This window comes from Afifella aestuarii (assembly GCF_004023665.1).
Lineage (GTDB): Bacteria > Pseudomonadota > Alphaproteobacteria > Rhizobiales > Afifellaceae > Afifella > Afifella aestuarii.
This window is the reverse complement of sequence record NZ_SAUF01000001.1, coordinates 1,048,781-1,073,390: the sequence shown is the minus strand read 5'-3', so window position 1 is coordinate 1,073,390 and position 24,610 is coordinate 1,048,781. Positions and strand designations below refer to the sequence as shown.

19 protein-coding genes are annotated in these 24,610 nt (G+C 62.8%); 9 read left to right on the top strand and 10 right to left on the bottom strand.

Annotation, left to right across the window (positions count from 1 at the left end; genetic code table 11):
* Positions 1 to 237: 237 nt before the first annotated feature.
* The 5 genes from EO094_RS04955 to EO094_RS04935 form a co-directional block, all read right to left on the bottom strand.
* A complete protein-coding gene (locus EO094_RS04955) occupies positions 238 to 1,146 on the bottom strand; it encodes a LysR family transcriptional regulator (RefSeq protein ID WP_128291149.1) in 909 nt (302 codons plus the stop codon).
* Between the two features lie 96 nt (positions 1,147 to 1,242).
* Positions 1,243 to 2,361, bottom strand: a complete 1,119-nt coding sequence (locus tag EO094_RS04950; RefSeq protein ID WP_128291148.1) for an ABC transporter ATP-binding protein — start codon at positions 2,359 to 2,361, stop codon at positions 1,243 to 1,245.
* A gap of 2 nt (positions 2,362 to 2,363) precedes the next feature.
* On the bottom strand, positions 2,364 to 3,248 hold the full coding sequence (locus EO094_RS04945; protein ID WP_092810207.1) for a carbohydrate ABC transporter permease: 885 nt from the start codon (positions 3,246 to 3,248) through the stop codon (positions 2,364 to 2,366).
* Positions 3,245 to 4,144, bottom strand: coding sequence for a carbohydrate ABC transporter permease (locus tag EO094_RS04940; protein ID WP_128291828.1), 900 nt, complete (start codon positions 4,142 to 4,144; stop codon positions 3,245 to 3,247). Before EO094_RS04940 ends, EO094_RS04945 begins: the two co-directional genes overlap by 4 nt.
* A gap of 108 nt (positions 4,145 to 4,252) precedes the next feature.
* The gene (locus EO094_RS04935; RefSeq protein ID WP_128291147.1) at positions 4,253 to 5,515 is read right to left on the bottom strand and encodes an ABC transporter substrate-binding protein; all 1,263 of its coding nucleotides are present in this window, start codon (positions 5,513 to 5,515) and stop codon (positions 4,253 to 4,255) included.
* A gap of 178 nt (positions 5,516 to 5,693) precedes the next feature.
* Between EO094_RS04935 and EO094_RS04930 the strand changes: the two genes are divergently transcribed.
* Together EO094_RS04930 and EO094_RS04925 are read left to right on the top strand one after the other, a co-directional pair.
* Complete coding sequence (locus EO094_RS04930; protein WP_164879559.1) at positions 5,694 to 6,776, top strand: LacI family transcriptional regulator; 1,083 nt, start codon at positions 5,694 to 5,696, stop codon at positions 6,774 to 6,776.
* Positions 6,777 to 6,806: 30 nt separating this feature from the next.
* Positions 6,807 to 7,523: a D-lyxose/D-mannose family sugar isomerase gene (locus EO094_RS04925; RefSeq protein WP_128291145.1), complete on the top strand. Its 717-nt coding sequence runs from the start codon at positions 6,807 to 6,809 to the stop codon at positions 7,521 to 7,523.
* Between the two features lie 10 nt (positions 7,524 to 7,533).
* On the opposite strand, the gene mgrA is transcribed toward EO094_RS04925, so the two are convergent.
* A complete protein-coding gene (mgrA, locus tag EO094_RS04920; RefSeq protein ID WP_128291144.1) occupies positions 7,534 to 8,571 on the bottom strand; it encodes an L-glyceraldehyde 3-phosphate reductase in 1,038 nt (345 codons plus the stop codon).
* 259 nt (positions 8,572 to 8,830) lie between these two features.
* Between mgrA and EO094_RS04915 the strand changes: the two genes are divergently transcribed.
* Entirely contained in the window at positions 8,831 to 10,402 is a 1,572-nt protein-coding gene (locus EO094_RS04915; protein WP_128291143.1) for a bifunctional aminoglycoside phosphotransferase/ATP-binding protein, read from the top strand.
* 8 nt (positions 10,403 to 10,410) lie between these two features.
* Here the strand turns inward: EO094_RS04915 and EO094_RS04910 are convergent, their stop codons facing one another.
* Positions 10,411 to 11,394 (bottom strand): zinc-dependent alcohol dehydrogenase family protein, encoded by a 984-nt coding sequence (locus EO094_RS04910; RefSeq protein WP_128291827.1) that lies wholly within the window; start codon positions 11,392 to 11,394, stop codon positions 10,411 to 10,413.
* A 149-nt stretch (positions 11,395 to 11,543) separates the two neighbouring features.
* On the opposite strand from EO094_RS04910, the gene EO094_RS04905 reads away from it, so the two are divergent.
* The gene (locus EO094_RS04905) at positions 11,544 to 14,303 is read left to right on the top strand and encodes a bifunctional acetate--CoA ligase family protein/GNAT family N-acetyltransferase (RefSeq protein WP_128291142.1); all 2,760 of its coding nucleotides are present in this window, start codon (positions 11,544 to 11,546) and stop codon (positions 14,301 to 14,303) included.
* A 97-nt stretch (positions 14,304 to 14,400) separates the two neighbouring features.
* On the opposite strand, the gene bchJ is transcribed toward EO094_RS04905, so the two are convergent.
* Both bchJ and bchE read right to left on the bottom strand, forming a co-directional pair.
* On the bottom strand, positions 14,401 to 15,021 hold the full coding sequence (bchJ, locus tag EO094_RS04900; protein ID WP_164879558.1) for a bacteriochlorophyll 4-vinyl reductase: 621 nt from the start codon (positions 15,019 to 15,021) through the stop codon (positions 14,401 to 14,403).
* 57 nt (positions 15,022 to 15,078) lie between these two features.
* Positions 15,079 to 16,848: a magnesium-protoporphyrin IX monomethyl ester anaerobic oxidative cyclase gene (gene bchE / locus EO094_RS04895; protein WP_128291140.1), complete on the bottom strand. Its 1,770-nt coding sequence runs from the start codon at positions 16,846 to 16,848 to the stop codon at positions 15,079 to 15,081.
* Positions 16,849 to 17,241: 393 nt separating this feature from the next.
* On the opposite strand from bchE, the gene EO094_RS04890 reads away from it, so the two are divergent.
* Positions 17,242 to 18,252: an NAD-dependent epimerase gene (locus EO094_RS04890; RefSeq protein WP_128291139.1), complete on the top strand. Its 1,011-nt coding sequence runs from the start codon at positions 17,242 to 17,244 to the stop codon at positions 18,250 to 18,252.
* Positions 18,253 to 18,261: 9 nt separating this feature from the next.
* Here EO094_RS04890 and EO094_RS04885 read toward each other — a convergent pair whose 3' ends face one another.
* Positions 18,262 to 18,978: a fumarylacetoacetate hydrolase family protein gene (locus EO094_RS04885; RefSeq protein WP_128291138.1), complete on the bottom strand. Its 717-nt coding sequence runs from the start codon at positions 18,976 to 18,978 to the stop codon at positions 18,262 to 18,264.
* 162 nt (positions 18,979 to 19,140) lie between these two features.
* On the opposite strand from EO094_RS04885, the gene EO094_RS04880 reads away from it, so the two are divergent.
* From EO094_RS04880 to EO094_RS04865, 4 genes are all read left to right on the top strand, one after another.
* On the top strand, positions 19,141 to 20,727 hold the full coding sequence (locus EO094_RS04880) for a peptide ABC transporter substrate-binding protein (RefSeq protein WP_128291137.1): 1,587 nt from the start codon (positions 19,141 to 19,143) through the stop codon (positions 20,725 to 20,727).
* Between the two features lie 128 nt (positions 20,728 to 20,855).
* Entirely contained in the window at positions 20,856 to 21,779 is a 924-nt protein-coding gene (gene oppB, locus EO094_RS04875) for an oligopeptide ABC transporter permease OppB (protein ID WP_092810188.1), read from the top strand.
* An 8-nt stretch (positions 21,780 to 21,787) separates the two neighbouring features.
* Positions 21,788 to 22,921: an ABC transporter permease gene (locus EO094_RS04870; protein WP_128291136.1), complete on the top strand. Its 1,134-nt coding sequence runs from the start codon at positions 21,788 to 21,790 to the stop codon at positions 22,919 to 22,921.
* A gap of 1 nt (position 22,922) precedes the next feature.
* Positions 22,923 to 24,581, top strand: a complete 1,659-nt coding sequence (locus EO094_RS04865; protein WP_128291135.1) for an ABC transporter ATP-binding protein — start codon at positions 22,923 to 22,925, stop codon at positions 24,579 to 24,581.
* The last annotated feature ends 29 nt before the right edge of the window (positions 24,582 to 24,610 follow it).

Here is a 24,610-nt window from a genome sequence, read left to right as displayed (position 1 = left end):
GCCAATCATCGCGCCGTTCATGCAGTCTCGCACGACCGGCTGCACGCACATTCGCCTTTGCAAAGGCAGCCACAAAGCCCAGCCACCAGCAAAGGCGAGGAGGAATGAGCCATTCTTCTGATCAAATTTCAAGTATCAGATGGTGAAATTGATGCAATCTGGCTTGGGCGAGGCTGACCTTAAGGTTAGTTTGTCGCTCCAGCGCCGCGGCAGACGCACGTTTTCACCCGAAATTGCTCAACCGTGCGACAAAAGAACATCCCGGCTCTGATCGGTCAATCGACCAATCAGCGCCCGCGCCGCGCTGCTGGCATAACGGTCAGGATGGCGCAGCACGGAAAAATCCCGGCGCGGCAGATCGACGGGGACGGATTGAAGCCGCCCGGAGGCGATCGCTGCTGCGACCACATGCTCGGAAATGATGGTTGCGCCGGCACCCGCCTCGACGGCCTCTCGGACGGCCTCGTTGCTGGGCAGAACGAGCGAGATCGCCAGATCATCGATTTTAATGCCCTCGCGCGACGCGAGTTCTTCAAGCACGGCACGCGTTCCCGACCCTGCCTCCCGGATGACCCAGGACAGCGATGTGAGATCGACCCCGCCCGCCTCGCTCGCAACGGGCAGGACGCGCCCCGCGGCCACCACGAGCACCAGCCTGTCCCGATCGACGAGGCGGCGGAGCAGCTCCGCATGTCGGATGGGTCCTTCGACGAGACCGAGATCCGCCCGCCCTTCGGCGACGGCATCCTCCACCTGGCGGGTATTGCCGATGACGACGTCGAGGGCGACGCCCGGAAACGCCTCGTGAAAGGCGGCCAGGCGCCGCGGCAGCCAGTAATTGGCGATCGTCTGGCTGGCCGCGATGGCGACGCTGCCGCGGGCCGGATCTGCGATGTCCTCGAGGACATTCTGCGCCGAGGCGACCCGCTTGAGGACGGCGCGTGCCTCCGGCAGGAAGCGCTCGCCCGTCTCCGTCAGTTCGATGCCCCGCCCCACCCGGTCGAACAGGCGGGCGCCGTAGCGTTTTTCCAACGCGGCGATCGCCGCGGAAGCAGCCGACTGCGTCAGGCCGAGCGCCGCTGCCGCCCGGGTGACGTGCCGCCGCTCGGCGACGGCCACGAAGACGCGCAATTGATCGAGGGTCATGCCGCAATGATCGGCGCAAATGCTCGATCAGACAATACGCATGCGGAGTTCCGATGAATCGGAGTTTCGGCGCGCGGCGCCTCAAGCAACCTCTTGTCAGGCGATGCGCGTACCGTCCTGCGGATCGAAGAACACGGAACGCGTCATGTTGAAGGCAAGCTTCACCTGCCCGTCCTCTTCGATCGGGCTGTTGGCCCGAAGCCGCGCCGTGAATTCCTTGCCGCCGAGATGCGTGACGACATAGGTGTCGGCACCCGTCGGCTCCACCATCTCAGCTCGGCAGCTCGCCTCCACGAGATGGCCGGCCTTCTGGTCGGCAGCATCCGGATCCGTCACCGCTTCCGGACGGATGCCGAAAGTGATGGTCCGGCCCACCCAGTCACCGAGCTGATCGGCCACGCCTTCCCGCACGGGCAGGAAAAGCGCGCCGTTTGAACGCTGTTTCAACGAGACACCGATCGCCCCATCCTGCTTCTGCACTTCGGCAGGCACGAGGTTCATCGCCGGCGACCCCATAAAATCCGCCACGAAGAGATTGGACGGATTGTTGTAGACCTCTTCCGGCGAGCCGAATTGCTGCAACACGCCATCCTTCAGGATTGCAATCGTGCTCGCGAGTGTCATCGCCTCGATCTGATCGTGGGTCACGTAGACGATGGTGGTCCCGAGCGTCGCATGGAGCCGTTTGATCTCCATGCGCATGTCGACGCGCAGCTTGGCGTCGAGGTTCGACAGCGGCTCGTCGAACAGGAAGACCTGCGGTTTGCGCACCAGCGCCCGCCCCATGGCGACGCGCTGGCGCTGGCCGCCGGAAAGCTGGCCCGGACGGCGATTGAGAAGCTTCTCGATCTGTAGCATCTCAGCCACTTCCTGGATCGCCCGGTCCCGCTCGTCTTTGGGGACGCCCCGCATTTCCAGGCCGAAGGCAAGATTTTTTGCCACCGACATGTTCGGGTAGAGCGCATAGGACTGGAACACCATGGCGATGTCCCGCTCCGACGGTTTGAGCTCGTTGACACGCTCGCCGGCGATGCGGATCTCGCCCTTCGTCACGCTTTCAAGCCCCGCAATCGTATTGAGGAGCGTCGACTTTCCGCAGCCGGAGGGACCGACAAGCACGAGGAAGTCCCCCTCCTCAACGGCGAGATCGATGCCCTTCAGAACGTCGGTCTGGCCGAAGGATTTATAGAGACCGTCGATTTCAAGAAACGCCATGTTCAGCCCTTCACAGCGCCGGCCATCAGCCCGCGCACGAAATAACGCCCCGACACGATGTAGACGACAAGCGTCGGCAGAGCGGCCAGCACGGCCCCGGCGAAGTGAACATTGTATTCCTTCACGCCGGTGGACGAGCTGACGAGGTTGTTGAGCGCCACCGTCATCGGTTGCGAATCGAAGTCGGAGAACGAGGCTCCGAAGAGGAAGTCGTTCCAGATATTGGTGAACTGCCAGATGATCGTAACGACGATGATCGGCCCGGAACTCGGCAGGAGAATGCGCCAGAAGATGCGGAAGAAGCCCGCCCCGTCGACTTGAGCGGAGCGGATGAGCTCCGTTGGGAACGCCGCGTAATAATTGCGGAAGAAGAGCGTCGTGAAGCCGAGCCCGTAGACCACATGCACGAGGACGAGACCGGGAACCGTGCCGGCGATGCCGAGCGTGCCGAGCACCTTCGCCATCGGAATGAGCACGATCTGGAACGGGATGAAGCAGGAGAAAAGTATCAGCCCGAAGACGATGGAATCGCCCTTGAACCGGTACTTGGTCAAGACGTAGCCGTTGATCGCACCGAGAACCATCGAGATGGTAACGGCCGGGATCACCATCAGGAACGAATTGACGAAATAGGGTTTGAGCCCGGTCGCCTGCACGCCCACCTGCGCCTCGCTCCATGCCGAAAGCCAGGGCTGAAGCGTCCAGTGCTGCGGCGGCGCGATGAGATTGCCGGAGCGGATCTCATCGAGCGGCTTGACCGAATTCAAAAGCATGATGACGAGCGGCAGGAGATAATAGACCGCAAAGACGATCAGCACCGCGTAGAGGATCGCCCGTCCGAAGACAGAGCCCGACCCCAGCTGCGGGCCTTCGGTTGCCGTGCTCATTGCTCTCGCTCCGTCGACAGCTCGCTATAGAGGTAAGGCACGATGATGGACGCGACCATCATCAGCATCACCACCGCGGAGGCCGCACCGACGGCCATCTGGCTGCGCGTGAAGGTGTAGGAATACATGAACGTCGCCGGCAGCTCCGTCGCACGCCCTGGTCCGCCGTTGGTGAGCGCGATGACGAGGTCGTAGGATTTGATCGCCATGTGCGCGAGGACGACGAAGGCCGAGAGGAAGGCCGGCCGCAGCATCGGAATGATGATGCGCCGATAGAGCTGCCAGGGCCCCGCCCCGTCGATCTGGGCGGCACGCATGATTTCCGTGTCGATCCCCCGAAGGCCCGCCAGGAACATCGCCATGACGAAGCCCGATGACTGCCAGACGGCCGCAATCACGACGGTGTAGATCGCCATTTCGCGGTCCTTGATCCAGCCGAAATGGAAACTCGTCCAGCCGAGCGCATGCATGGTGTGGTCGAGCCCGATGCCGGGATCGAGAAACCATTTCCACGCCGTGCCCGTGACGATGAAGGAGAGCGCCATCGGATAGAGATAGATCGGCCGCAAGACGCCCTCGCCGCGGATCTTCTGGTCGAGAAGAATAGCGAGCAGCAGGCCGAGCACGCAGCAGATGACGATGTAGAGAGACCCGAAGATCGCGAGGTTCTTGAGCGCGATCCACCAGTTCGGCAGGTCGAAGAGTTTGACGTAATTGCCGAGGCCGATGAAGTCGAAGCGCGGCAGAAGCGTCGAGCTCGTCATCGACAGATAGACGGTGAAAATGATGAAGCCGTAGACGAAGAGGACGATAACGGCAAAGCTCGGCGCAAGAACGATGCGCGGCAGCCAGTCCTGCAGGCCGCGCCGGAACGCGCCTGATCGGCGCGGACGCACAAGCGGCTCCGTGGCGGTGGTGGAAGTCGCAGTCACTGGGGCGCCCTCAACGCTGAAGATGATGGGAAACCCCGGCCTGAGGCGGCCGGGGCGAGATCATCAGAAGCGTCAGCGGGCCGACGCAACGGCGTCGACGAGAGCCTGAACGGCCTCCTCGGACGTGTACTCGCCGTTGAAATGCGCCGTGACGACGTCGAAGACGGCATTCTTCACGGCAGACGGCGCGCCATAGCCATGCGCGAGCGAACCATAGAGATGGTTGTTGTCATTGGCCTCGGCGAGCTGCTTCATGCCTTTCTGACCGCAGGCATCGAACTCGTCGGGCGCAATGTCGGTGCGCGCCGGGACGGAGCCCTTCACCTTGTTGAAGGCGATCTGGAATTCCGGCGACATGACGGCGGAAGCGAGCTTCAGCTGCGCGTCGCGCTTGTCTTCGCCCACCTTGAACATCACGAACTGGTCGGAGTTGAAGAGAACCGAGCCTTCCGTGCCGGGGAAGCGCTGGCAGACAAAGTCCTCGCCCGGCTTCATGTCGGCGCGCAGGAACTCGCCCTTCGCCCAGTCACCCATGAACTGAAGCGCGGCCTTGCCATTGATGACCATGGCGGTGGCGAGGTTCCAGTCGCGGCCGGAGAAGTTCGGATCGACATATTCGTGAAGCTTCGACATCCGGTCGAAGGCCTGCTTCATCGTATCGGAGCCGAGCGCCTCTTCGTCGAAATCGTTGAGCGCTTTCTGGTAGAAATCCGGACCGCCCGTGGCGAGCACGACGGCTTCAAACACGGTCGCGTCCTGCCAGGGCTGACCGCCATAGGCGATCGGCGTGTATCCAGCTTCCTTGATCTTATCGAGAACCTGGATCAGCTGATCCCAGTCCTTGATGTCGCCTTCGACGCCGACTTCGTCGAAGATCTTCTTGTTGGCCCACATCCAGTTCGTCGAATGCACGTCGACCGGCGCGGCGATCCACTGGCCTTCGCTGTTCTTGGAGAATTTCTGCAGAGCGGTCGGAACGACGTTGTCCCAGTTTTCCTTCGACGCGAGATCGGAAAGATCGGCGACCACGCCCTGGTCGGCCCATTCGGTGATGTCGTAGCCAAGCATCTGCACGGCAGTCGGCGCATTGCCCGAAGTCACGCGAGAGCGCAGCACGGTCATCGCCTGGACGCCCGAGCCGCCGGCCACAGGCATGTCTTCCCAGGTGACGCCTTCTTCTTCGAGCTGTTTCTTCAGAACGCTGAGCGCTGCAGCTTCACCGCCGGCGGTCCACCAATGCAGCACTTCCACGGTCTCTTGAGCCGCAGCACTTCCCACAAACAACGCCGCGCCAGTGGCAAGGCCAGCGAACGTCGATACGAATTTCTTGTACATGAGTTGGAAAACCTCCCGAATAATCCACCGTCGTGTGGCTTCCGGCCGATTGCTCGAACCGACCGCGGCGGTAGTCCAATCTGTAACGTTACAGATCGCCGCAAGTCAAACGCTACAAGCCGTTTGCAGAAGCAGGAATGCGCGGCATAGGATGCCACCCCCATCAGGAGGCGAAGACATGCCGCCAAAGCGGCCCGAGTTCCGAAAGATCAGCGATAACAAGAAACAAGACAGCTTTGCGCGCCCCACTTTGCGCACTTTGGCGGAACTGACTGGGCTTGGTGTCACGACGGTTTCGCGCGCCTTGAAGGATGCTCCGGAGCTTTCGGTTGAGACGAAGGCAAGAGTGCGCGCTCTGGCTGAGGAGATCGGCTATAGACCCGACCGGGCGGGGATTCGGCTGCGCACCGGCAAGACCCTCGTCATCGCTCTCGTCCTCGATCAAAGCGACGCGATCGCCGAATTCGCCCGCCGCATGATCTTCGGCATTTCGGAGATTTTGCGAGACACGCCCTACCATCTCGTCGTCTTTCCACAGGTGATGGGCAGCGACCCGATGGAGCCGATCACCTATATCGCGGAGACGGCAGCCGCAGATGGCGTGATCTTCACCCATACGCGGCCGCAGGATCCGCGCGTGAAGCTCCTTTTGGAGCGCGGCATGCCTTTCGTCACGCACGGCAGGACTCGGCTCGGCCATCCGCATCCCTTCCATGATTTCGACAACGAGACTTTTGCCCGGCTCGCCGTGGAGCACCTCGTCGCGCGCGGCCGCAAGCGGCTTGCGCTCGTCACACCGCGCCCGGAATTCACCTATGCGGAGTTCATGCTGAAAGGCTTCCGGGAAGCGGCAGATCGCGCCCGAGTCCAGCATGACCTGATGCCGGGGCTCGATCTCGATTCAAGGTCGCAGGCATTCCGCAAGGCGGCGATGCGGCTTGGCGAGGCGGAAAACCCCTTCGACGGCTTCATCTGCGCCAGCGAAACCCGCTCGGTTGCGCTGATGGCGGGCCTCAACGATGCGGGGCGCATCGTCGGGCGCGATGTCGATGTGGTCGCCAAGGAAACATCGGATCTCCTCGACAACGTCTGGCCGCCGATCGATTCCTTTTGCGAAGACCTGGTCCTCGCCGGCAAGGAACTCGCAAGCTTCCTGCTCGCACGCATGCGCGGAGCGCCAGTGGATACCCTGACCTCGCTTGCCACTCCGGGCTTCCGCCAGCGTACCGGCCGCCCCTGTGCCGGAAAGCACACCCTGTGATTTAAGCCTAAGCACTCCTCAGAGGCACCCATGCGACGCTCAGACATCAACACGATCATCAGGCAGTCGGACGACTTCATCCGCTCTTTCGGCTTTCTGCTGCCGCCCTTTGCCTATTGGCGCCCGAAGGAAATGCAGGCGCGGCTGAGCGAGATCGAAGGCATCGTCTCCGGCCGCCTCGGCTGGGACATCACCGATTACGGCGGTGGCGATTTCGATAAGCTCGGGCTTTTCCTCTTCACCGTCAGAAACGGCGACACGGCCGATCTCGCCCGCGGCTGCGGCATGCTCTATGCGGAAAAGATCATGATCTCGCGGCGCGATCAGATCTCTCCGATGCATCGCCACGTGATCAAGGCGGAAGACATCATCAACCGCGGCGGCGGCACGCTGGCACTCGAGCTGTTTGCCTCCGATCCGGACGGCAACATCGACCAGGAAGCCGAAGTGCTGGTCGCGACCGACGGGATCTGGCGCCGCCTGCCGGCGGGCGGAACATTGCTGCTGCAACCGGGAGAAAGCGTCACCTTGCGGCCAGGCATGTGGCACGCCTTCTGGGCGGAAGGCAAAGACACGCTCATCGGCGAAGTCTCCACCGTCAACGACGACCTGACGGACAACATTTTCCGCGATCCCGTCAGCCGTTTTTCAACGATCGAGGAGGACGAGGAGCCGTTGCACCTCCTCGTCTCCGATTATCCGGCCTGGCTGGAAAACGCCTCGGGCCGGGGGGTCGCCGGCTCGTAAGCGCGGCCGCTCACCTCTCCGCCGAGCGCGCCCACAGATTGACCCCGCCTTCGACGGCATAGCGGTCGATGTCGGCGAGCTCCTGCTGAGAGAATTTGCGTTTTTCGAGCGCGTCGACGAGCTCGCTCACCTGTTCGGGCCGGCTCGCGCCGATCAGCGCCGTCGTCACCCGCGGGTCGCGCAAAACCCAGGAGATCGCCATCTGCGCTAGGCTCTGGCCGCGACGCTGGGCGATCTCGTTGAGGCCCCGGATACGGCTCAGATTGTCGTCGCTCAAGAAGTCGGAGGAGAGCGTCTTGTCTTGCGCGGCACGGCTCTCCTTCGGCACGCCGCCGAGATACTTGTTGGTCAGCATGCCCTGGGCGAGCGGCGAGAAGACGATCGTACCCATGCCCTCTCCCTGCAGCGTATCGAGAAGTCCGTCCTCCTCGATCCAGCGGTTGATGAGCGAGTAGCTCGGCTGATGGATGAGGCAGGGCACGCGCATATCGCGCAGGATGGCGACCGCCTCGCGCGTCCGCTCCGAGTTGTAAGACGATAGGCCGACATAAAGCGCCTTGCCCTGCTGCACGGCCGAGGCGAGCGCGCCCATCGTCTCCTCGAGCGGCGTTTCCGGATCGAAACGGTGCGAGTAGAAGATATCGACATAGTCGAGCTCGAGACGCTTCAGGCTCTGATCGAGGCTCGACAGAAGGTATTTGCGGCTTCCCCATTCGCCATAGGGCCCGGGCCACATGCGGTAGCCTGCCTTTGTGGAGATGACGAGTTCGTGGCGGTGCGCGGCGAAATCGCTTTTCAGCATCCGCCCGAAGAACACTTCCGCAGCACCCGGCGGCGGGCCGTAATTGTTGGCGAGGTCGAAATGGGTGATTCCCTGATCGAAGGCCGTCCGGCAGATCGCCCGCGCTACGTCCTCGCGCGCGTCTTCACCGAAATTGTGCCAGAGGCCGAGCGACAGGGCCGGCAGCAGAAGCCCGCTCTTGCCACAGCGGCTATACGTCATGTCTTCGTAGCGGTTCGGCGCGGGCCGGTAGCTTGCGCTCGTCATCACCTCTCCCCTCGTGTGTCCAGTCGACGCGTGCCCCTGAGAAACCCCATCGGCGCGGAGCATCACGCAAATTGTCTTGGAGGACATAGCGCATGGTCGCAGGAGACGACACCCGCAGCAGGACCGAGGCACGGCCATAGGTTCCTCACGAAAGTCGGACGCGAAAAGGATGACCCTGCGAAAGCCCCGCGATATGAGGGGTCGGGACGATCGGCACCTGACGGGCTGCGCCGGCTGGAATGCAAAGAACGGGAACGGAATGAACCAGAACAGCGACTTGCCGGCACATGTCGTGGAAGATCAAAGCGCCGTCTTCGCCTTCCTTGCCGATCCCGCGACCCACGGCCTTGAAAACGAGATCAAGCGCATCGACACGCATGGTGCGGTCGTTTTCCTTGCCAGCGAGGACGTCTACAAGCTGAAGCGCGCCGTCAAATTTCCCTTCATGGATTACTCCACGCTCGCATTGCGCAAGACTGCCTGCGAGCGGGAAATCGCCGTCAACAAGGAAGCCGCACCGGACATCTATCTCGGTATCGTGGCAATCACCCGTGATGGCGACGCGCTGACGCTCGGAGGCGACGGCGAGCCCATCGAATGGGCGGTCCATATGCGCCGCTTCGACGAGACGAAGACCCTCGATCTCATCGCCGAAAAGCAGGGACTTCCCCAGGAGCTGTTGAAGTCTCTCGTCAAAGAAATCCTCGCCGCCCATCAGCGCGCGCCCAGGCGCGACACCGGTCCGGCGATCGCCTCCCTCGCCTCCTATCTCGAGCAGAACAGCGAGGCCTACGCCGAAAATCCCGAGCTCTATCCGCAGGACCGCGCCGCCGCTCTGACCGAGGCCTCGAAAATGGCTCTCACCGCGCTCACGCCGCTCCTCCAGGCACGCGGAGAGGCCGGCTTCGTGCGCCGCTGTCACGGCGATCTGCATCTGCGCAACATCGTCCTGATTGCGGACAAACCGACGATCTTCGACGCGGTCGAATTCGACGAAGCGATCGCAACAGGCGACGTCCTCTACGACCTCGGCTTCCTCCTCATGGATTTGTGGGAGCGCGGCCTCCACCGCGAAGCGAACATCGTCATGAACCGCTATCTGTGGGGCAGCGATGCGTCCGAGATCGACGGGCTCGCGGCCCTGCCCTTGTTTCTCTCCATCCGTGCCACCATCCGCTCGAAGGTCATCGCCGCCGCGCTTCCTCACCTCGACGGAGAGGAAAAAGCGGCAAAGGCAGCCGAAGCCCGCCGGTATTTTGCTGCCGCAGAAGCGTTCCTTCAGCCGGTACGACCACGCCTCGTCGCGATCGGCGGGCTTTCAGGCTCCGGCAAGACGACCCTTGCCGCGCGCATCGCGCCGCAATTCGGCCGCGCGCCGGGCGCGGTGCATCTTCGAAGCGATATCGAGCGCAAGCGCCTCGCCGGCGTGGGCGAGACGGAGAGTCTGCCGGACAGCGCGTATGCGTCGGATTTCACCGCCCGCGTCTTCGACACGCTCTGGCACAAGGCGGAGCGTGCCTTGAAGGCCGGCGCGAGCGTCATCGTCGATGCCGTCCACGCGACACCGGAGGAGCGGCGACAGGTGGAGATCGTCGCTCGGGAAAATGGCGCCGATTTCGTGGGCCTTTGGCTCGAGGCACCCATCGAGACCCTGATCGACCGCGTCCGCCATCGCAGCAACGACGCTTCCGACGCCACGGCCGAAATCGTCCGCCGCCAGACGGGCTACAAGATCGGCGAGATCGCCTGGCCGCGCCTCACCGTAACAGGAAGCGTGGACGATTCCCTTGCCCAAGCCCTGAAAACTCTCGGCTTCTCCGCCGATCAATAACGCGCCGCTCAAGGGATCAGGACGGCGGCCCCGGTGAGTGCCCCCGATCGTAAGTCCGTAAGAGCGTCATTGGCTCTGTCCAACGGATAGGAAACCGTCGTCGTTCGCACCGGCACCTCGGGCGCCAGCGCCAGGAATTCATCGCCGTCGGCGCGTGTGAGATTGGCGACCGAGCGGACGACACGCTCGCCCCACAAGAGTTCGTAGGGAAAGCTCGGAATGTCGCTCATATGGATGCCGCCGCAGACGACGACTCCACCTTTCTTCACCGCCTTCAGGGCTGCGGGAACGAGCGCGCCCACTGGGGCGAAGATGATGGCCGCATCGAGTTCGTCCGGGGGCTGATCGGAGGAATCACCGGCCCACACGGCACCGAACTCGCGCGCAAAAGCCTGCGCTTTGAGGTCCCCGCGTCGGGTGAAGGCATAGACCGAGCGTCCCTGGTGGCGGGCCACCTGCGCCACGATATGCGCGGCCGCGCCAAAGCCATAAAGGCCGAGACGTTCGGCCTCTCCCGCCATCCTGAGGCAGCGATGACCGATGAGCCCGGCGCAGAGAAGCGGCGCCATCTCCGCATCCGCTCCCCACTCGCCGAGAGGAAAGACGAAATGCGCATCGGCCACGCAGAACTCGGCATAACCGCCATCGATCGTGTAGCCGGTGAAGCCCGGACGGTCGCAGAGGTTCTCCTGTCCCGAACGGCAATAGCTGCAAGTTCCGCAGGTGTGGCCGAGCCAGGGAACGCCGACGCGATCGCCCTCTTTGAATCCGCTGACACTCCCGCCGCACGCCGCCACACGGCCAACAATTTCGTGACCGGGAATGAGCGGCAGTTTGGGGTTTTGGAGCTCCCCATCGACCACATGCAGATCGGTTCGGCACACCCCGCAGGCGGAAATCTCAATCAGTACCTCGCCGGGTCCTGGCCTTGGGCGGGCAAGATCCTTTAAGAGGAGAAGAGCGCCGGGCCGCTCCAAAACCATTGCGCGCATCGTCGCCGTCATGATCACCCTCCGCCATCCGGTGGAAAATGCTGCACCGCGGTAAATTTCACGTTGTTGCCACTCTCTGGCTTGACGCCGGTCAAAGCCGCGCCTCGTTAGGAGCATAGAACGGCAGCGCATCCGCAAGGAACATTTCCATGACCATCCGCAACCTGGACAAGGCCTTCGCACCGACTTCGGTCGCTCTTATCGGTGCAACGCCCCGCCCTGGCTCCGTCGGGGCCAAAGTGCTCGCCAATCTCCACAGCGCTGGGTTCAAGGGCCCGATCTGGACCGTCAATCCGAAATATCCCTCGATCGACGGCGAACGCTGCTTCCCCTCGATCAAGGATCTGCCCGACGCACCCGACCTCGCCATCATCGCCACGCCGCCGGAAGCCGTGCCCGGCTTGATCGGAGAGCTGGGCGAAAAAGGCACCCGCGCCGCCGTCGTGCTGACGGCCGGCATCGAGGAAGGCAACGGCCTGATGCAGGCCATGCTCGACGCCGCCCGGCCTTACACCCTGCGCATCATCGGCCCGAACTGCTTCGGCATCTTCCTGCCGCATATCGGGCTCAACGCCAGCTTCTCGCACATTTCGCCGCGTCCGGGTCGCCTTGCTCTATTGTCGCAATCAGGCGCCATCGCCTCCTCGATCATCGACTGGGCGGGCAATCACGCCATCGGCTTCTCGAAGATCATCACGCTCGGCAATATGGGCGACGTCGATGTCGGCGACTGCCTCAACCAGCTTGCGACGGACCGCGATACGACGGCGATTCTGATGTATCTGGAGACCGTCCCGCACGGTCGGAAATTCATGTCCGCCGCCCGCGCCGCCTCGCGCGCCAAGCCGATCGTCGTCGTCAAGGCTGGCCGCCACGCGGCCGCAGCCAAGGCTGCCCTCACCCACACCGGAGCGATCTCCGGCGCCGATGCGGTTGCCGACGCCGCCTTCCGCCGCGCTGGTCTTTTGCGGGTCGGGCAGATCGAACAACTCTTCGACGCCGCCGAAACGCTGACGCGCCTCAAGCCGACAAAGAGCCGGCGCGTCGCTATCGTCACCAATGGTGGCGGCGTGGGCGTGCTCGCCGTCGACCAGCTGATGGATGAGGGTGGCGTCCTTGCCGAATTGTCCCCGGAGACGATCGAAGAACTCGACAAGGTGATGCCGCCGACCTGGTCGCGCACCAACCCGATGGACCTGATCGGCGACGCCCCGCCCGAGCGCTATGTGGCGGCGACGGAAGCAGCGCTGGCCGACCCGAACGTCGATGCGCTTCTCGTGCTCAATTGCCCGACCGCACTTTCCTCCGCCGATGGCGCCGCCGAAGCTGTCATCTCCACCGTCAAAGCCGACCGTGCCCGCCATCCCTACCCCAAGCCGGTTCTGACCTGCTGGCTCGGCGGTGAGACGGTGATGAAGGCACGGGAGAGGCTGCGGGCGGCAGGTGTCGCGACCTTCCTCAGCCCCTCGGACGCGATCCGCAGCGTCGGCTACCTGACCGACTGGCACAAGGCTCAGGCCCTGTTGATGCGCACGCCACCGAGCCTGCCGGATGATTTCACCTGGGATGCGGAGCGCGCCCGGGCCGTCATGGTGAAGGCGGCGGAAGAAGGCCGCAGCGTCCTGACCGAGCCGGAAGCCAAGGAGGTTCTCGCGGCCTTCGGCATTCCGATCGTCAAAACGGTGATCGCCCGCACGATCGAAGAGGTCGAAGAAACGGCGCGCGAGCTCCTGCGCGACCACAAGGCGGTCGTCGTGAAGCTCCTGTCTGCCGAGATCACGCACAAATCCGATGTCGGCGGCGTCGTTCTCAACCTTTCGACGCCCGAAGAAGCCGTCAACGCCGTGCGCATTATCACCAAGCGGGTGGAGCGCAGCCGGCCCGACGCGCATATCGAAGGCTTCACCGTGCAGCCGATGATCCGTCGCACGGCGGCCCATGAGCTGATCGTCGGCATCGGCAACGACCCGTTGTTCGGCCCGACGATCGTCTTCGGCGCCGGCGGAACGGCCGTCGAAGTCATTGCCGACAGCGCCACCGGCCTGCCGCCGCTCGATCGCAACCTTGCCCGCGATCTCATCGAGCAGACCCGCATCTCGCGCCTTCTGGACGGCTACCGAGACATTCCCCCCGCCGACATGAATGCGCTGGAGCTGAGCCTCATCCGCCTCTCGCAGATGGCGGTCGACCTGCCCTCGATCACGTCGCTCGACATCAACCCGCTTCTCGCTTCGAGCGACGGGGTGGTGGCGCTCGATGCGCGCGTCGCCTTCGATCCCAAGCAGGTGCACAAATCCGGGCCCAACCGCGACATGGCGATCCGGCCCTATCCGAGCGGCTGGGACAGCACGGCGGACCTCGCCAGCGGTGCCAGCGTGATCCTGCGGCCTCTGATGCCGACGGACGTGCATCTCTACCCGGAATTCCTCGGCAAATTGTCGCCCGAGGACATCCGCATGCGCTTCCTCGCGCCGCTGAAGACGCTGCCGGAAGAGATGATCGCGCGGCTCACCCAGATCGACTATGCGCGCGACATGGCCTTCGTCGCACTCGATCCGGAATCGGGCGAGCTTCTCGGCGTTTCGCGACTTGCCGCAGATCCCGATCATGTCGAGGCCGAATATGCGGTGACCGTCCGAAGCGACATGAAGGGCCGCGGCATCGGCTGGCTGTTGATGAAGCAGATCATCGAATATGCGGCAGCCGATGGCATCGAGCGGCTTTACGGCGTCATCCTGCCGGAGAACCACACGATGCTGTCGATGTGTCGGGAGCTTGGCTTCGTCGCCGTCTCGAGCCCCGAAGCCGACGGCCTGCGCCATGTGGTCATTCATCTTGAGGCCCCTGCCTCCGAGGAAGAGGCGGAAGCCTCCGTCGGATCGCAGCGCCCGCGGCTGATCCCGTCCTAAACGGCTTTTCAAAGCCGAACGGAAACGGGCGCCTCGAGGAGGCGCCCGTTTTCATTTTGCCTGATCGGATTTTTCCGCCCGAGGTGATCTCGGCGGCTTAGCGCCAGCGCAAGTCGAAGACGACGCGCGGCTGGAAGCCCTCGCCCTCACGCCGCACGACGGCCCGCGTTCCGCGGTGGACGAGGCTGCGGAAAAGCTCCTGGAAACAGCCACTGTAATAGGCAAGGAGTACGGCGTCGGTCGGCGTTCCCCGCACCGGCCCGCCTGCGATCGACACCACGACCGGATGGCTCGGCACGAAGGTGACGGCACCGCTGCCGACGAAGGTCCACGCATGGCGCCGGATCGCCGCCAGGAATAGCCGTGCCCTGAGCCAGGGCGGCAGAAACGGCATGATGCGCTGGAAAGGCTTCGGAATGCGGCGCGCCAGGAGATAGGTCGCAGTCAATTCTCCGGCGCGGAAGGCGGCGTCCTCGGCCTCTTGCGGGGCCAGAACGGCGAGCGCCGCATCATGGAGGCGCATCACCTCCCGCTCATCGACCATTTCGCTCGGCGGAGCGTCGAGATAATGCAAAAGGCCCGCCTGAGCGAACACGCTCTGGCAGGCCTCTCGCCCCACAATGGCGTTCAATGCCTCATCCATGCGGATGATGGCATTGGGTCCAATTCGCGCGGCCGGTTGAGACGGGACGTGATCCGCAGTCGAAACCGCGCTCACGTCCCGCTCTCGCCCCCCGACTCGCGTCGGCTCGTCGGTCACGGCCATAGCCGCGCCCTAATGCACTGTCGCCCGCGGCTTCTCCACCTCGGCCGGAGCGGGATTGGATGAGGTGATCGCCTCATCGTAATCGTCTCCATCCTCCGGCAACCCCTTCGGAGCACCGCAAGCGCTGACGGCGGCCGGCGTCATCACCGCCTCGTCGTACTGATCGCCCTCGTCGATCTCCTCGGCATGGCCGTTGGCACCATTGGCGCCGTTCACACCGTTGGCGGCGACCTCTGCAGGAACCCGCTTCTTCTTCAGTTTGCGCGGCGGCGGCGCGCTCTTCAGATCGGCAAGCTGGCGCCGATCGAGCGTACGGGTCTCGTCGAAACCGAAATCGACTTTCTTCTTCGACTGCGGACCCCAATAATTCACACGACCGAGATCGTAGAACTCACGCCGCATACCCGACCGCATGAAGGCCTTCAGGCAACCCATCATGTAACGGCGCAAGGTCTTGTCACGGATCCACGGATAGTGGAACAGCATCTTGCGCATGTAGAAGCGACGATAATTGTGCATGACACGATCGAGCAGGGTCGCCCGATCCATCGCCGCCGGCTTCACGATCGGCGTAACGAAGTTGTACTTCTCGTAGTCGAAGATCTCGACCTTATCGCCGAGTTCCTGGAAGAGATCGGCAAACGGCCACGGCGTGTACATGGACCAGTTGGCCATCTCCGCGCCCCAGTCGATCACCATGCGGTAGGTTTCTTCCAGCGTCTCCGGCGTCTCGTTGTCGAGACCGACGATGAACTGCGCCTCCGCCATGATGCCGTTCTTCTTGAGAAGCTGAACGGCACGCTTGTTCTGTGCGACCGTGGTCTCCTTATTGAAGAGATCGAGCTTCAGCTGCGCAGCGGCTTCCGTGCCGAGCGACACGTGGATGAGGCCGGCCTTGCGATAGAGCGGCAGAAGCTTCTCGTCGCGGATGACGTCCGTAACGCGCGTGTTGATGCCCCACAGAACCGGCAGGTCGCGCTTCACCATCTCTTCGCAGAAGCGGATGAACTTCTTGCGGTGAATGGTGGGCTCTTCGTCGGCCAGGATGAAGAAGCCGACCCCGTGGTTGCGCACCAGATCCTCGATCTCGTCGACCACCTTGAGCGGGTCGCGGACACGGTAGTTGCGCCAGAATTTCCACTGCGAGCAGAACGAGCAGGTGAAGGGGCAGCCGCGCGCAAAGTTCGGCACGGCGACGCGCGTGTTGAGCGGGATATAGATATACTTTTCCCAGTCGAGCACGCTCCAGTCCGGCTTGATCGTGTCGACATCGGCAATCGGCGGCTCGGCCGGCGTGGCGACGACCTGATCGCCGTCGCTATAAGCGATGCCGAGAACGTTCGACCGCGCTTCGGTCCAGTTGCCGCTCTCGAGCGCCTTCATCACATTGACGATGACGGCCTCGCCCTCGCCCCGGATGATGGCGTCGATCCACGGCGCCTCGGTCAGGACCTGGCGATACATGAAGCTCGCATGCACGCCGCCGATGATAGTCAACGCGTTCGGATGCTCTTCCTTCGCGATCTGAAGGATACGCTCGGCCTTATAGATGGACGGCGTGATCGAGGTGGCGCCGACGACGTCCGGCTTCTCCTCGCGGATGATACGTCTGAGCTCCTCATCCTCGATACGGTCGGTCATCGCATCAATGAAACGGATATCGGTAAAACCGGCCGTTTTCAGAGCGCCCGCCAGATAAGCAACCCATGCGGGTGGCCAGTTACCTGCGATCTCCGCGCCACCAGAATGGTAGTTCGGATGAATCATGAGAATGCGCATCGATTCCGTCTCCGGGAGAGGTCGCTTGACAGTTTCCATTGTAAGGTCTGCGTGACACTTCACTTTGATGTCGATCAAATGACACGCAGAGCGGGCTTTCTTGCACCCACTTGAAGGTCGGCCTGGACGTGGTCGCACGTATCTGTCGCGCGGAATTGACACTGTTTCGGCGGCGGCGCGAGAGGCAGAAGCGCCGCATCCTTGCGGTAAGTCGCCGCGGATCGAGACATCTTCGGAAGCCGTAGCTCTTTGCCTGCCGCACGCCCGGTGTTAGGAGCCGGGGCTCTGGCACCCGCGATCGAAGACCCGTCCCATGTTTTCCAGTGCCACGGCCCAAGGCCGCGCTGTCAAAGTTCCGCAAGCCCTCCCATCCGTCACGAGAGGACGCGCGCGATGAAAGTTCTCGTCACGGGCGCTGCCGGCTTCATCGGCTTCCACACGGCGCAGCGTCTTCTTGCTCGCGGTGACACGGTGATTGGCGTCGACAATCTCAACGATTATTACGACGTGACCTTGAAAGAAGCGCGGCTTGCCCGCCTTCAATCCGTACCGGGCTTCCACTTTCACCGCCTCGATCTCGCCGATCGCGAAGGCAGCGCCGCTCTTTTCGCCGAGGAGCGGCCCGACCGCGTCATCCATCTCGCGGCGCAGGCGGGCGTGCGTTACGGCATCACCAATCCGCACGCGTATGCCGACGCCAATCTCGTCGGCTTCCTCAACGTCCTCGAAGGCTGCCGCCACAATGGCGTCGTCCATCTCGCCTTCGCCTCGTCGAGCTCCGTCTATGGCGCCAACACGGCGATGCCGTTCAGCGTCGCCCAGAACGTCGATCATCCGCTCAGCCTGTATGCGGCAACGAAGAAGGCGAACGAACTGATGGCGCATTCCTATGCGCATCTCTACCGCCTGCCGGTGACGGGCTTACGCTTCTTCACCGTCTACGGCCCGTGGGGCCGCCCGGACATGTCGCTTTTCCTGTTCACGCGGAAAATCCTCGCCGGCGAACCGATCGAGGTCTTCAACAACGGCCGCCATTCCCGCGATTTCACCTATATCGACGACATCGTCGAAGGCGTGGTGCGGGTGCTCGATCATGCGGCCGAGCCGGACGGACAATGGGACGGCGCGGCGCCGAATCCTGCCTCCTCCTCGGCACCCTACCGGCTCTACAACATCGGCAACAATCAGCCGGTCGAGCTCATGGATTTCATCGCCGCCATCGAAGAAGCGCTCGGCCGCGAGGCGGAAAAGATCTTCCTGCCGATGCAGCCTGGCGATGTGCCCACCACCTATGCCGATATCGAGGCGCTCGCGGACGATCTCGGCTATCGGCCGAAGACGCCGATCAAGGAAGGCATCGCCCGTTTCATCGCCTGGTACCGGGATTTTTACGGCCAAGCCTGAGCGGCGTGGTCACTCCGCCGGCCCGATCGCGATGGCGAGCTCCTCGAGCCCCTCGATCTGAACGGACAATTTGTCGCCCGGCTTCACCGCCCCAACGCCGGCGGGCGTGCCCGTATAGAGGAGGTCGCCGGGCTTCAGGTGATAATAGCGTGACAGATGGACGATCAGCTCCGGCACGCTCCAGACCATATCGGACAGTCTCGCCTGCTGCCGCACCTCGCCATTGACGCGCGTTGTGAGCATCTGCTCGCCGATCGCACCGAAATCGGACGCAGGCATGATCGGCGCGATCAGGGCGGAATTCTCGAACGCCTTGCCGAGATCCCAGGGGCGGCCTTTGGTCTTTGCCGCGCCCTGCAGGTCGCGCCGCGTCAAATCGATGCCGGAGGCATAGCCGAAGACGCAACCCATCGCCTCATCCGGCGAAACTTGAAAGGCAGGACCGCCGAGCGCCACCACGAACTCTCCTTCGTAATGGCAATCCTGCGTGCCCGGCGGATAGGCGATCGTCGCCCCCGATAAAGCGACCGCATCGGCGGGCTTGGTAAAATAGAACGGTGCCTCGCGATCGACCTCGGCGCCCATTTCCCGCGCATGGTCGGCATAATTGCGACCGACGCAGAAGATACGCCGCACCGGGAAAGTCGCCGCGTCTGTCGCAATCGGCACGCCGACCGTGGGCGGCGGCGGGAAGACGAAACCAGGCTTCTCCTGCGATGGGCTCATAAGGGCGCCTCCTTTGCGCGTGCGGCGACAGGCCTGTGGACACCGCCGCACAGGATTTCGACGCTTCCGTGGCGGCAAGTTGCCATACAATCGATTCCGCGCGTAGTGTCCCCGCACGTTAGGCTGGGCTTTTGAAGTCCGCCCTCTCAAGGAGGATCAGGAATGCGCAGATTGTTGTCCAGGTTCGTTCTGGGCGCAGCGGCGGTAGCATTGATGGCCGCGAGCGCCAGCGCCGAGGTCACTTATACACGCGGCAACGACGCCGACCCCGAGACGCTCGATCAGCACAAAACGTCGACCATTTCGGAAGCGAATGTCCTACGTGACCTTTATGAAGGCCTCGTCGTCTACAGCTCTTCAGCCAAAGTCGTCCCGGGCGTCGCAGAGAGCTGGGAAACATCCGATGACGGTCTCACCTGGACGTTCCACCTGCGCGACGATGCCAAATGGTCGAACGGCGAACCACTGACGGCTGGGGACTTCGTCTTCTCCTATCAGAGGATCATCAACCCGGAGACCGGCGCCAAATACGCCAACATCCTCTATCCGATTAAAAACGCCGAAGCGGCCAATTCCGGCAAGGTTCCGCCCGAAGAGATTGGCGTCAAGGCGCTCGACGAACACACGCTCCAGTTCACACTGGAAAACCAGACGCCGTATTTCCTCGAGCTGCTGACCCATCAGACCAGCCTGCCCGTCTATCCCCCGGCGGTGAAGGAGTTCGGCACCGATTTCGTGCAGCCGGAGAACATGGTCTCGAACGGCGCCTATACGCTCCAGGAATTCACGCCGAATTCGCGTATCGTCCTCGTCAAGAACAAGAATTTCCATGATGCCGACAACGTCGCCATCGACAAGGTGATCTACATTCCCTTCGAGGATCGCTCAGCCTGCCTGCGGCGCTTCGAGGCCGGCGAAGTGCAATCCTGCTCCGACATCCCAACCGAGCAGATGAAGTATGTGAAGGATACGCTGGGCGACGAAGTCCACATTGTTCCGTATCTCGGCAACTACTATTATGCCGTGAAGGCCGACAAGGAGAAGCTCTCCGACGTGCGCGTCCGTCAGGCGCTGTCGATGGCGATCGATCGCGAATTCATCGCGGACGAGATCTGGGCCGGCGCCATGCTGCCCGCCTATTCGCTGGTTCCTCCGGGCATCGGCAATTACGGCGAGCCGGCCTATGCCGATTACAAGGACATGGATCCGCTCGACCGCGAAGACAAAGCCATCGAGCTGCTCGAAGAGGCCGGTTACGGAAAAGACAATCCGCTGAGCGTCGAGATCCGCTACAACACCGGCGAGAACCACCAGAACACGGCGACCGCGATCGCCGATATGTGGAAGAATATCGGTGTTAAGACGACTTTCGTGACCGCGGATGGCGCCACCCATTACGCCTATCTGCGAGACAAGGGCGACTTTGACATCGCGCGTGCCGGCTGGATCGGCGATTATTCCGACCCGCAGAACTTCCTGTTCCTGGTGGAGAGCAACAATCCGGGCTTCAACTACGCAAACTACAACAACCCGGAATATGATGCGCTGATGGAGAAGGCCGAAGAGACCAGCGACCTCGACGAGCGCGCTGAAGTCCTGAAGCAGGCCGAGACGATCTTCATGCGCGACCTGCCCTTCATCCCGATCCTCTATTACTCCTCCCTCAGCCTGGTTTCCGACAAGCTGCAGGGTTGGGAGGACAATCTCGTCAACGTCCACGGAACGCGGTGGATGTCGCTCGAGCAGTAATTGGGCTGACGCAGAGGTTCCCGCGCACAGGATGTACGGGAACCTCGAGCCTCGTCCGGTTTTTTTCTGCAATCATAGAAGCTGCCTGAACCGATGGGCAGGCTTCGCCTTCCACCGACGGAGCGGCGATGCTGAGCTATGTTTTGCGCCGGTTGGCGACAGCCATTCCGACGCTCTTTGTCATCATAACGATATCGTTTTTCCTGATGCGCGTGGCACCGGGCGGACCGTTCAATCTGGAACGTCCCCTGGAAGCCAAGGTGATGGAGAATTTGAACCGCATCTATCACCTCAACGAACCGCTCTGGCGGCAATATCTGCTCTACCTGAGCAACCTGCTGCACGGCGATCTCGGACCGAGCTTCGTCTACCGTGACTTCTCCGTGGGCGATCTTTTCGCCGCTGGCCTGCCGGTGTCGATTCAGCTTGGCGCATCGGCGCTCACGCTCGCCCTCATCATCGGCACGGTCTTGGGCTCGATCGCCGCGCTGAAGCAGAATTCCACGATCGATTATCTCGTGGTCGGCGTCGCCACGTTCGGCATCACCATTCCCCCCTTCGTCATCGCACCGGTGCTGTCCTTGATTTTCGGCGTGTCGCTCGGCTGGCTCCCCGCCGGCGGTTGGGGCAATGGCGCCCTTCCCAACAAGATCCTGCCCATTGTCACGCTCGCCCTGCCGCAGATCGCCATCGTCGCGCGCCTCATCCGCGGCGCCATGATCGAGGCCTTGCGCTCGGACCATGTGCGCACGGTGCGGGCCTATGGCCTGCCGACCCGCGTCGTCGTCATGGTGCATGCCCTGCGGGCGGCCATTCTGCCGGTTGTCTCCTATCTCGGACCCGCCGCCGCTGCGCTTCTGACCGGCTCGATCGTCGTTGAAACGATCTTCGGCATTCCGGGCGTCGGTCGCTATTTCGTCCAGGCGGCACTCAATCGCGACTACACGCTCGTCATGGGCACAGTCGTGGTCGTCTCCATCTTCGTGGTCGTGTTCAACATGATCGTCGACCTTGTCTATGCGTGGCTCGATCCGCGCGTCCGCTACGATTGAGCCCGAACATGTCGATCGCTGAAGAACCCATCACCCTCGACGAGCCGACGATCTCCGGCCGCTCCCTGTGGCAGGACGCGCTGGTGCGCCTCCGCCGAAACAAGGCGGCGATGACGAGCCTGTTCATTCTCGTCGTCATGGCTGTCGCCTCGCTCGTCGGGCCTCTCGTATGGCCGCATCCTTATGACCGCGTCTATTCGGAATATGTGCGCGTACCGGCGAGCCTTGAGGCCTACCCGCATGAAGAGCGCATCGTGCCGGAAATGGAACGCTCGCTCTCCCGCGCCCGTGTCGACGTCGCCTCCGTCGAGGTCGAAGGCGATAAAGTGCGCGCCGAGATCACCGATGATGACGAGGTCGATCCGCGTATCACGCGCTATGTCGACCGCTCTGACCTCTTCTCCAACGCCAAGATCACGGAGACGTCGGCCGATGGCCGTTCTGCTGTGCTCGAAGCGGATGTCGCGCGTCTCTATTTCATTGCCGGCACCGACGGCAACGGGCGCGATCTCCTGGCGCGAATCTTCATGGCGATCCGCATCTCGCTCGCCATCGGACTTCTGGCGACGGTCGTCGCCCTGATGATCGGGGTCGCCTACGGCGCCACTGCCGGATATCTGGGCGGGCGCGTCGACAACGTCATGATGCGCCTCGTCGACGTGCTTTATTCGCTACCGTTCATCTTCTTCGTCATTCTGCTCGTGGTCTTCTTCGGGCGCAATTTCGTGCTGATGTTCATCGCCGTCGGCGCGATCGAATGGCTCGACATGGCGCGTATCGTGCGTGGCCAAACCTTGAGCTTGAAGCGGCGTGAATTCGTCGAGGCGGCGGAGGCGCTGGGCGTCTCCAACGCAGGGATCGTGCGCCGTCACATCATTCCGAACGTTTTGGGTCCGGTCGCCGTCTACATGACGCTTCTGGTACCGAAGGTGATCCTCCTGGAGAGTTTCCTCTCCTTCCTCGGTCTCGGCGTTCAGGAACCGCTGACGAGCCTCGGCGTGCTCATTTCTGAAGGTGCCAAGAACATGCAGGGGGCCAGCTGGCTCCTGCTTTATCCCTCCATCGCTCTCGCCCTCATCCTGTTTTCGCTGAACTTCATCGGCGATGGCCTGCGCGACGCGCTCGATCCGAAGGACCGCTGACATGAGCACCACCGAAAACGTGCTGTCCGTGCGCGATCTCAAGGTGAGCTTCACGCTCGCCGACGGTCAGGTCGATGCGGTCCGCGGCGTCAATTTCGATGTCGCCTCCGGCGAAACCGTCGCCATCGTCGGCGAATCCGGCTCCGGCAAGAGCCAGACGGTGATGTCGCTGATGGGGCTTCTGGCCTCCAACGGCCGTGCCAGCGGCAAAGCGCTCTATCGCGGCGAGGACCTTCTGCGTCTCTCTCCGCGTCGGCTCAACCGCATCCGCGGCGACAAGATCACCATGATCTTCCAGGAGCCGATGTCCTCGCTCGACCCGCTCTACAGGATCGGCCGGCAGATCGCCGAACCGATGATCCATCACGGCGGGCTGAGCCCCAAGGCAGCGCGGGCAAAGGCGCTCGAACTTCTGAAGCTTGTGCGCATCCCCAATGCCGAGCGGCGTCTCGACGCCTATCCGCATGAGATGTCCGGCGGCCAGCGCCAGCGCGTCATGATCGCCATGGCGCTCGCCAATGATCCCGACATCCTCATCGCCGACGAACCGACGACCGCCCTCGACGTGACGATCCAGGCGGAAATCCTCAGGCTCCTTAAGGATCTCCAGGACCGGCTCGGCATGGCGATCGTCTTCATCACCCACGATCTCGGCATCGTTCGCCGTTTTGCGGACCGCGTCTATGTCATGCGCGCCGGCGAAGTGGTCGAACAGGGTGCCGTCAGCGAGATCTTCGTGCGTCCGCAGCACCCCTATACGAAGATGCTTCTGGCCGCCGAGCCGGAGGGGCACAAGGAGCCGGTCCCGGAGACAGCTCCCGTGCTCCTTCAGGGGCGCGGCGTCTCCGTCTCCTTCAAGATCAAAGAGGGGCTCTTCGGCAAGAATTCCTTCGAACTGAAAGCCGTCGAAAACCTCTCTTTGACGCTGCGGCAAGGCCAGACGATCGGCATCGTGGGCGAGTCGGGCTCCGGGAAATCGACGCTCGGGCGCGCGCTGTTGCGCCTCATTTCAAGCCGCGGCGAAATCATCTTCGAGGGTCAGGATCTGACCGGCGCCGATCTTCGCCGCGATCGTCCTCTGCGCCGGCAATTGCAGATCGTCTTCCAGGACCCCTACGGGTCGCTGTCGCCGCGTCTCACGGTCGGCCAGATCATCACCGAAGGGCTTCTCGTCCACGAGCCGGAGCTCGGCCGCAAGGAACGCGACCGCCGTGCTGTGGAGGCACTCAAGGAGGTGCAGCTCGATCCGTCGATGCGCAACCGCTATCCGCACGAATTCTCAGGCGGCCAGCGGCAGAGGATCGCGATCGCCCGTGCCATGATCTTGAAGCCGAAAGTGCTCGTCCTCGATGAGCCGACCTCGGCACTCGATCGCTCGGTGCAGAAGGAGATCGTCGACCTGTTGCGCAAATTGCAGCGCGAGCACAACCTCTCCTATCTCTTCATCAGCCACGATCTCTCGGTGGTGCGGGCACTTGCCGACACCGTCATCGTCATGAAGGAAGGCAAGGTCGTGGAAGAAGGGCTGACGGAAGACGTCTTCGCCCGTCCGCAGAAGGACTACACGAAAGAACTGATGGCCGCGGCCTTCATGAGCCAGGACGCCCGCAGAGAGGCCGAACAGGAGGCCGCTGCAACGCGAGAGGCGGAGGCGTCCTAAGCTTCCCGGCCGCAGGCGTGCCGCCCGGG

Bases quoted from the DNA above. Each gene is read 5' to 3' on its own strand.
- EO094_RS04885 (WP_128291138.1), bottom strand. From the start codon at position 18,978: ATGAGCCCATCGCAGGAGAAGCCTGGTTTCGTCTTCCCGCCGCCGCCC.
- EO094_RS04870 (WP_128291136.1), top strand. From the start codon at position 21,788: ATGTCGATCGCTGAAGAACCCATCACCCTCGACGAGCCGACGATCTCC.
- bchE (WP_128291140.1), bottom strand. From the start codon at position 16,848: ATGCGCATTCTCATGATTCATCCGAACTACCATTCTGGTGGCGCGGAG.
- EO094_RS04880 (WP_128291137.1), top strand. From the start codon at position 19,141: ATGCGCAGATTGTTGTCCAGGTTCGTTCTGGGCGCAGCGGCGGTAGCA.
- EO094_RS04890 (WP_128291139.1), top strand. From the start codon at position 17,242: ATGAAAGTTCTCGTCACGGGCGCTGCCGGCTTCATCGGCTTCCACACG.
- EO094_RS04910 (WP_128291827.1), bottom strand. From the start codon at position 11,394: ATGCGCGCAATGGTTTTGGAGCGGCCCGGCGCTCTTCTCCTCTTAAAG.
- mgrA (WP_128291144.1), bottom strand. From the start codon at position 8,571: ATGACGAGCGCAAGCTACCGGCCCGCGCCGAACCGCTACGAAGACATG.
- EO094_RS04915 (WP_128291143.1), top strand. From the start codon at position 8,831: ATGAACCAGAACAGCGACTTGCCGGCACATGTCGTGGAAGATCAAAGC.
- EO094_RS04945 (WP_092810207.1), bottom strand. From the start codon at position 3,248: ATGAGCACGGCAACCGAAGGCCCGCAGCTGGGGTCGGGCTCTGTCTTC.
- EO094_RS04905 (WP_128291142.1), top strand. From the start codon at position 11,544: ATGACCATCCGCAACCTGGACAAGGCCTTCGCACCGACTTCGGTCGCT.
- EO094_RS04865 (WP_128291135.1), top strand. From the start codon at position 22,923: ATGAGCACCACCGAAAACGTGCTGTCCGTGCGCGATCTCAAGGTGAGC.
- oppB (WP_092810188.1), top strand. From the start codon at position 20,856: ATGCTGAGCTATGTTTTGCGCCGGTTGGCGACAGCCATTCCGACGCTC.
- EO094_RS04935 (WP_128291147.1), bottom strand. From the start codon at position 5,515: ATGTACAAGAAATTCGTATCGACGTTCGCTGGCCTTGCCACTGGCGCG.
- EO094_RS04950 (WP_128291148.1), bottom strand. From the start codon at position 2,361: ATGGCGTTTCTTGAAATCGACGGTCTCTATAAATCCTTCGGCCAGACC.
- EO094_RS04955 (WP_128291149.1), bottom strand. From the start codon at position 1,146: ATGACCCTCGATCAATTGCGCGTCTTCGTGGCCGTCGCCGAGCGGCGG.
- EO094_RS04925 (WP_128291145.1), top strand. From the start codon at position 6,807: ATGCGACGCTCAGACATCAACACGATCATCAGGCAGTCGGACGACTTC.
- EO094_RS04930 (WP_164879559.1), top strand. From the start codon at position 5,694: ATGCCGCCAAAGCGGCCCGAGTTCCGAAAGATCAGCGATAACAAGAAA.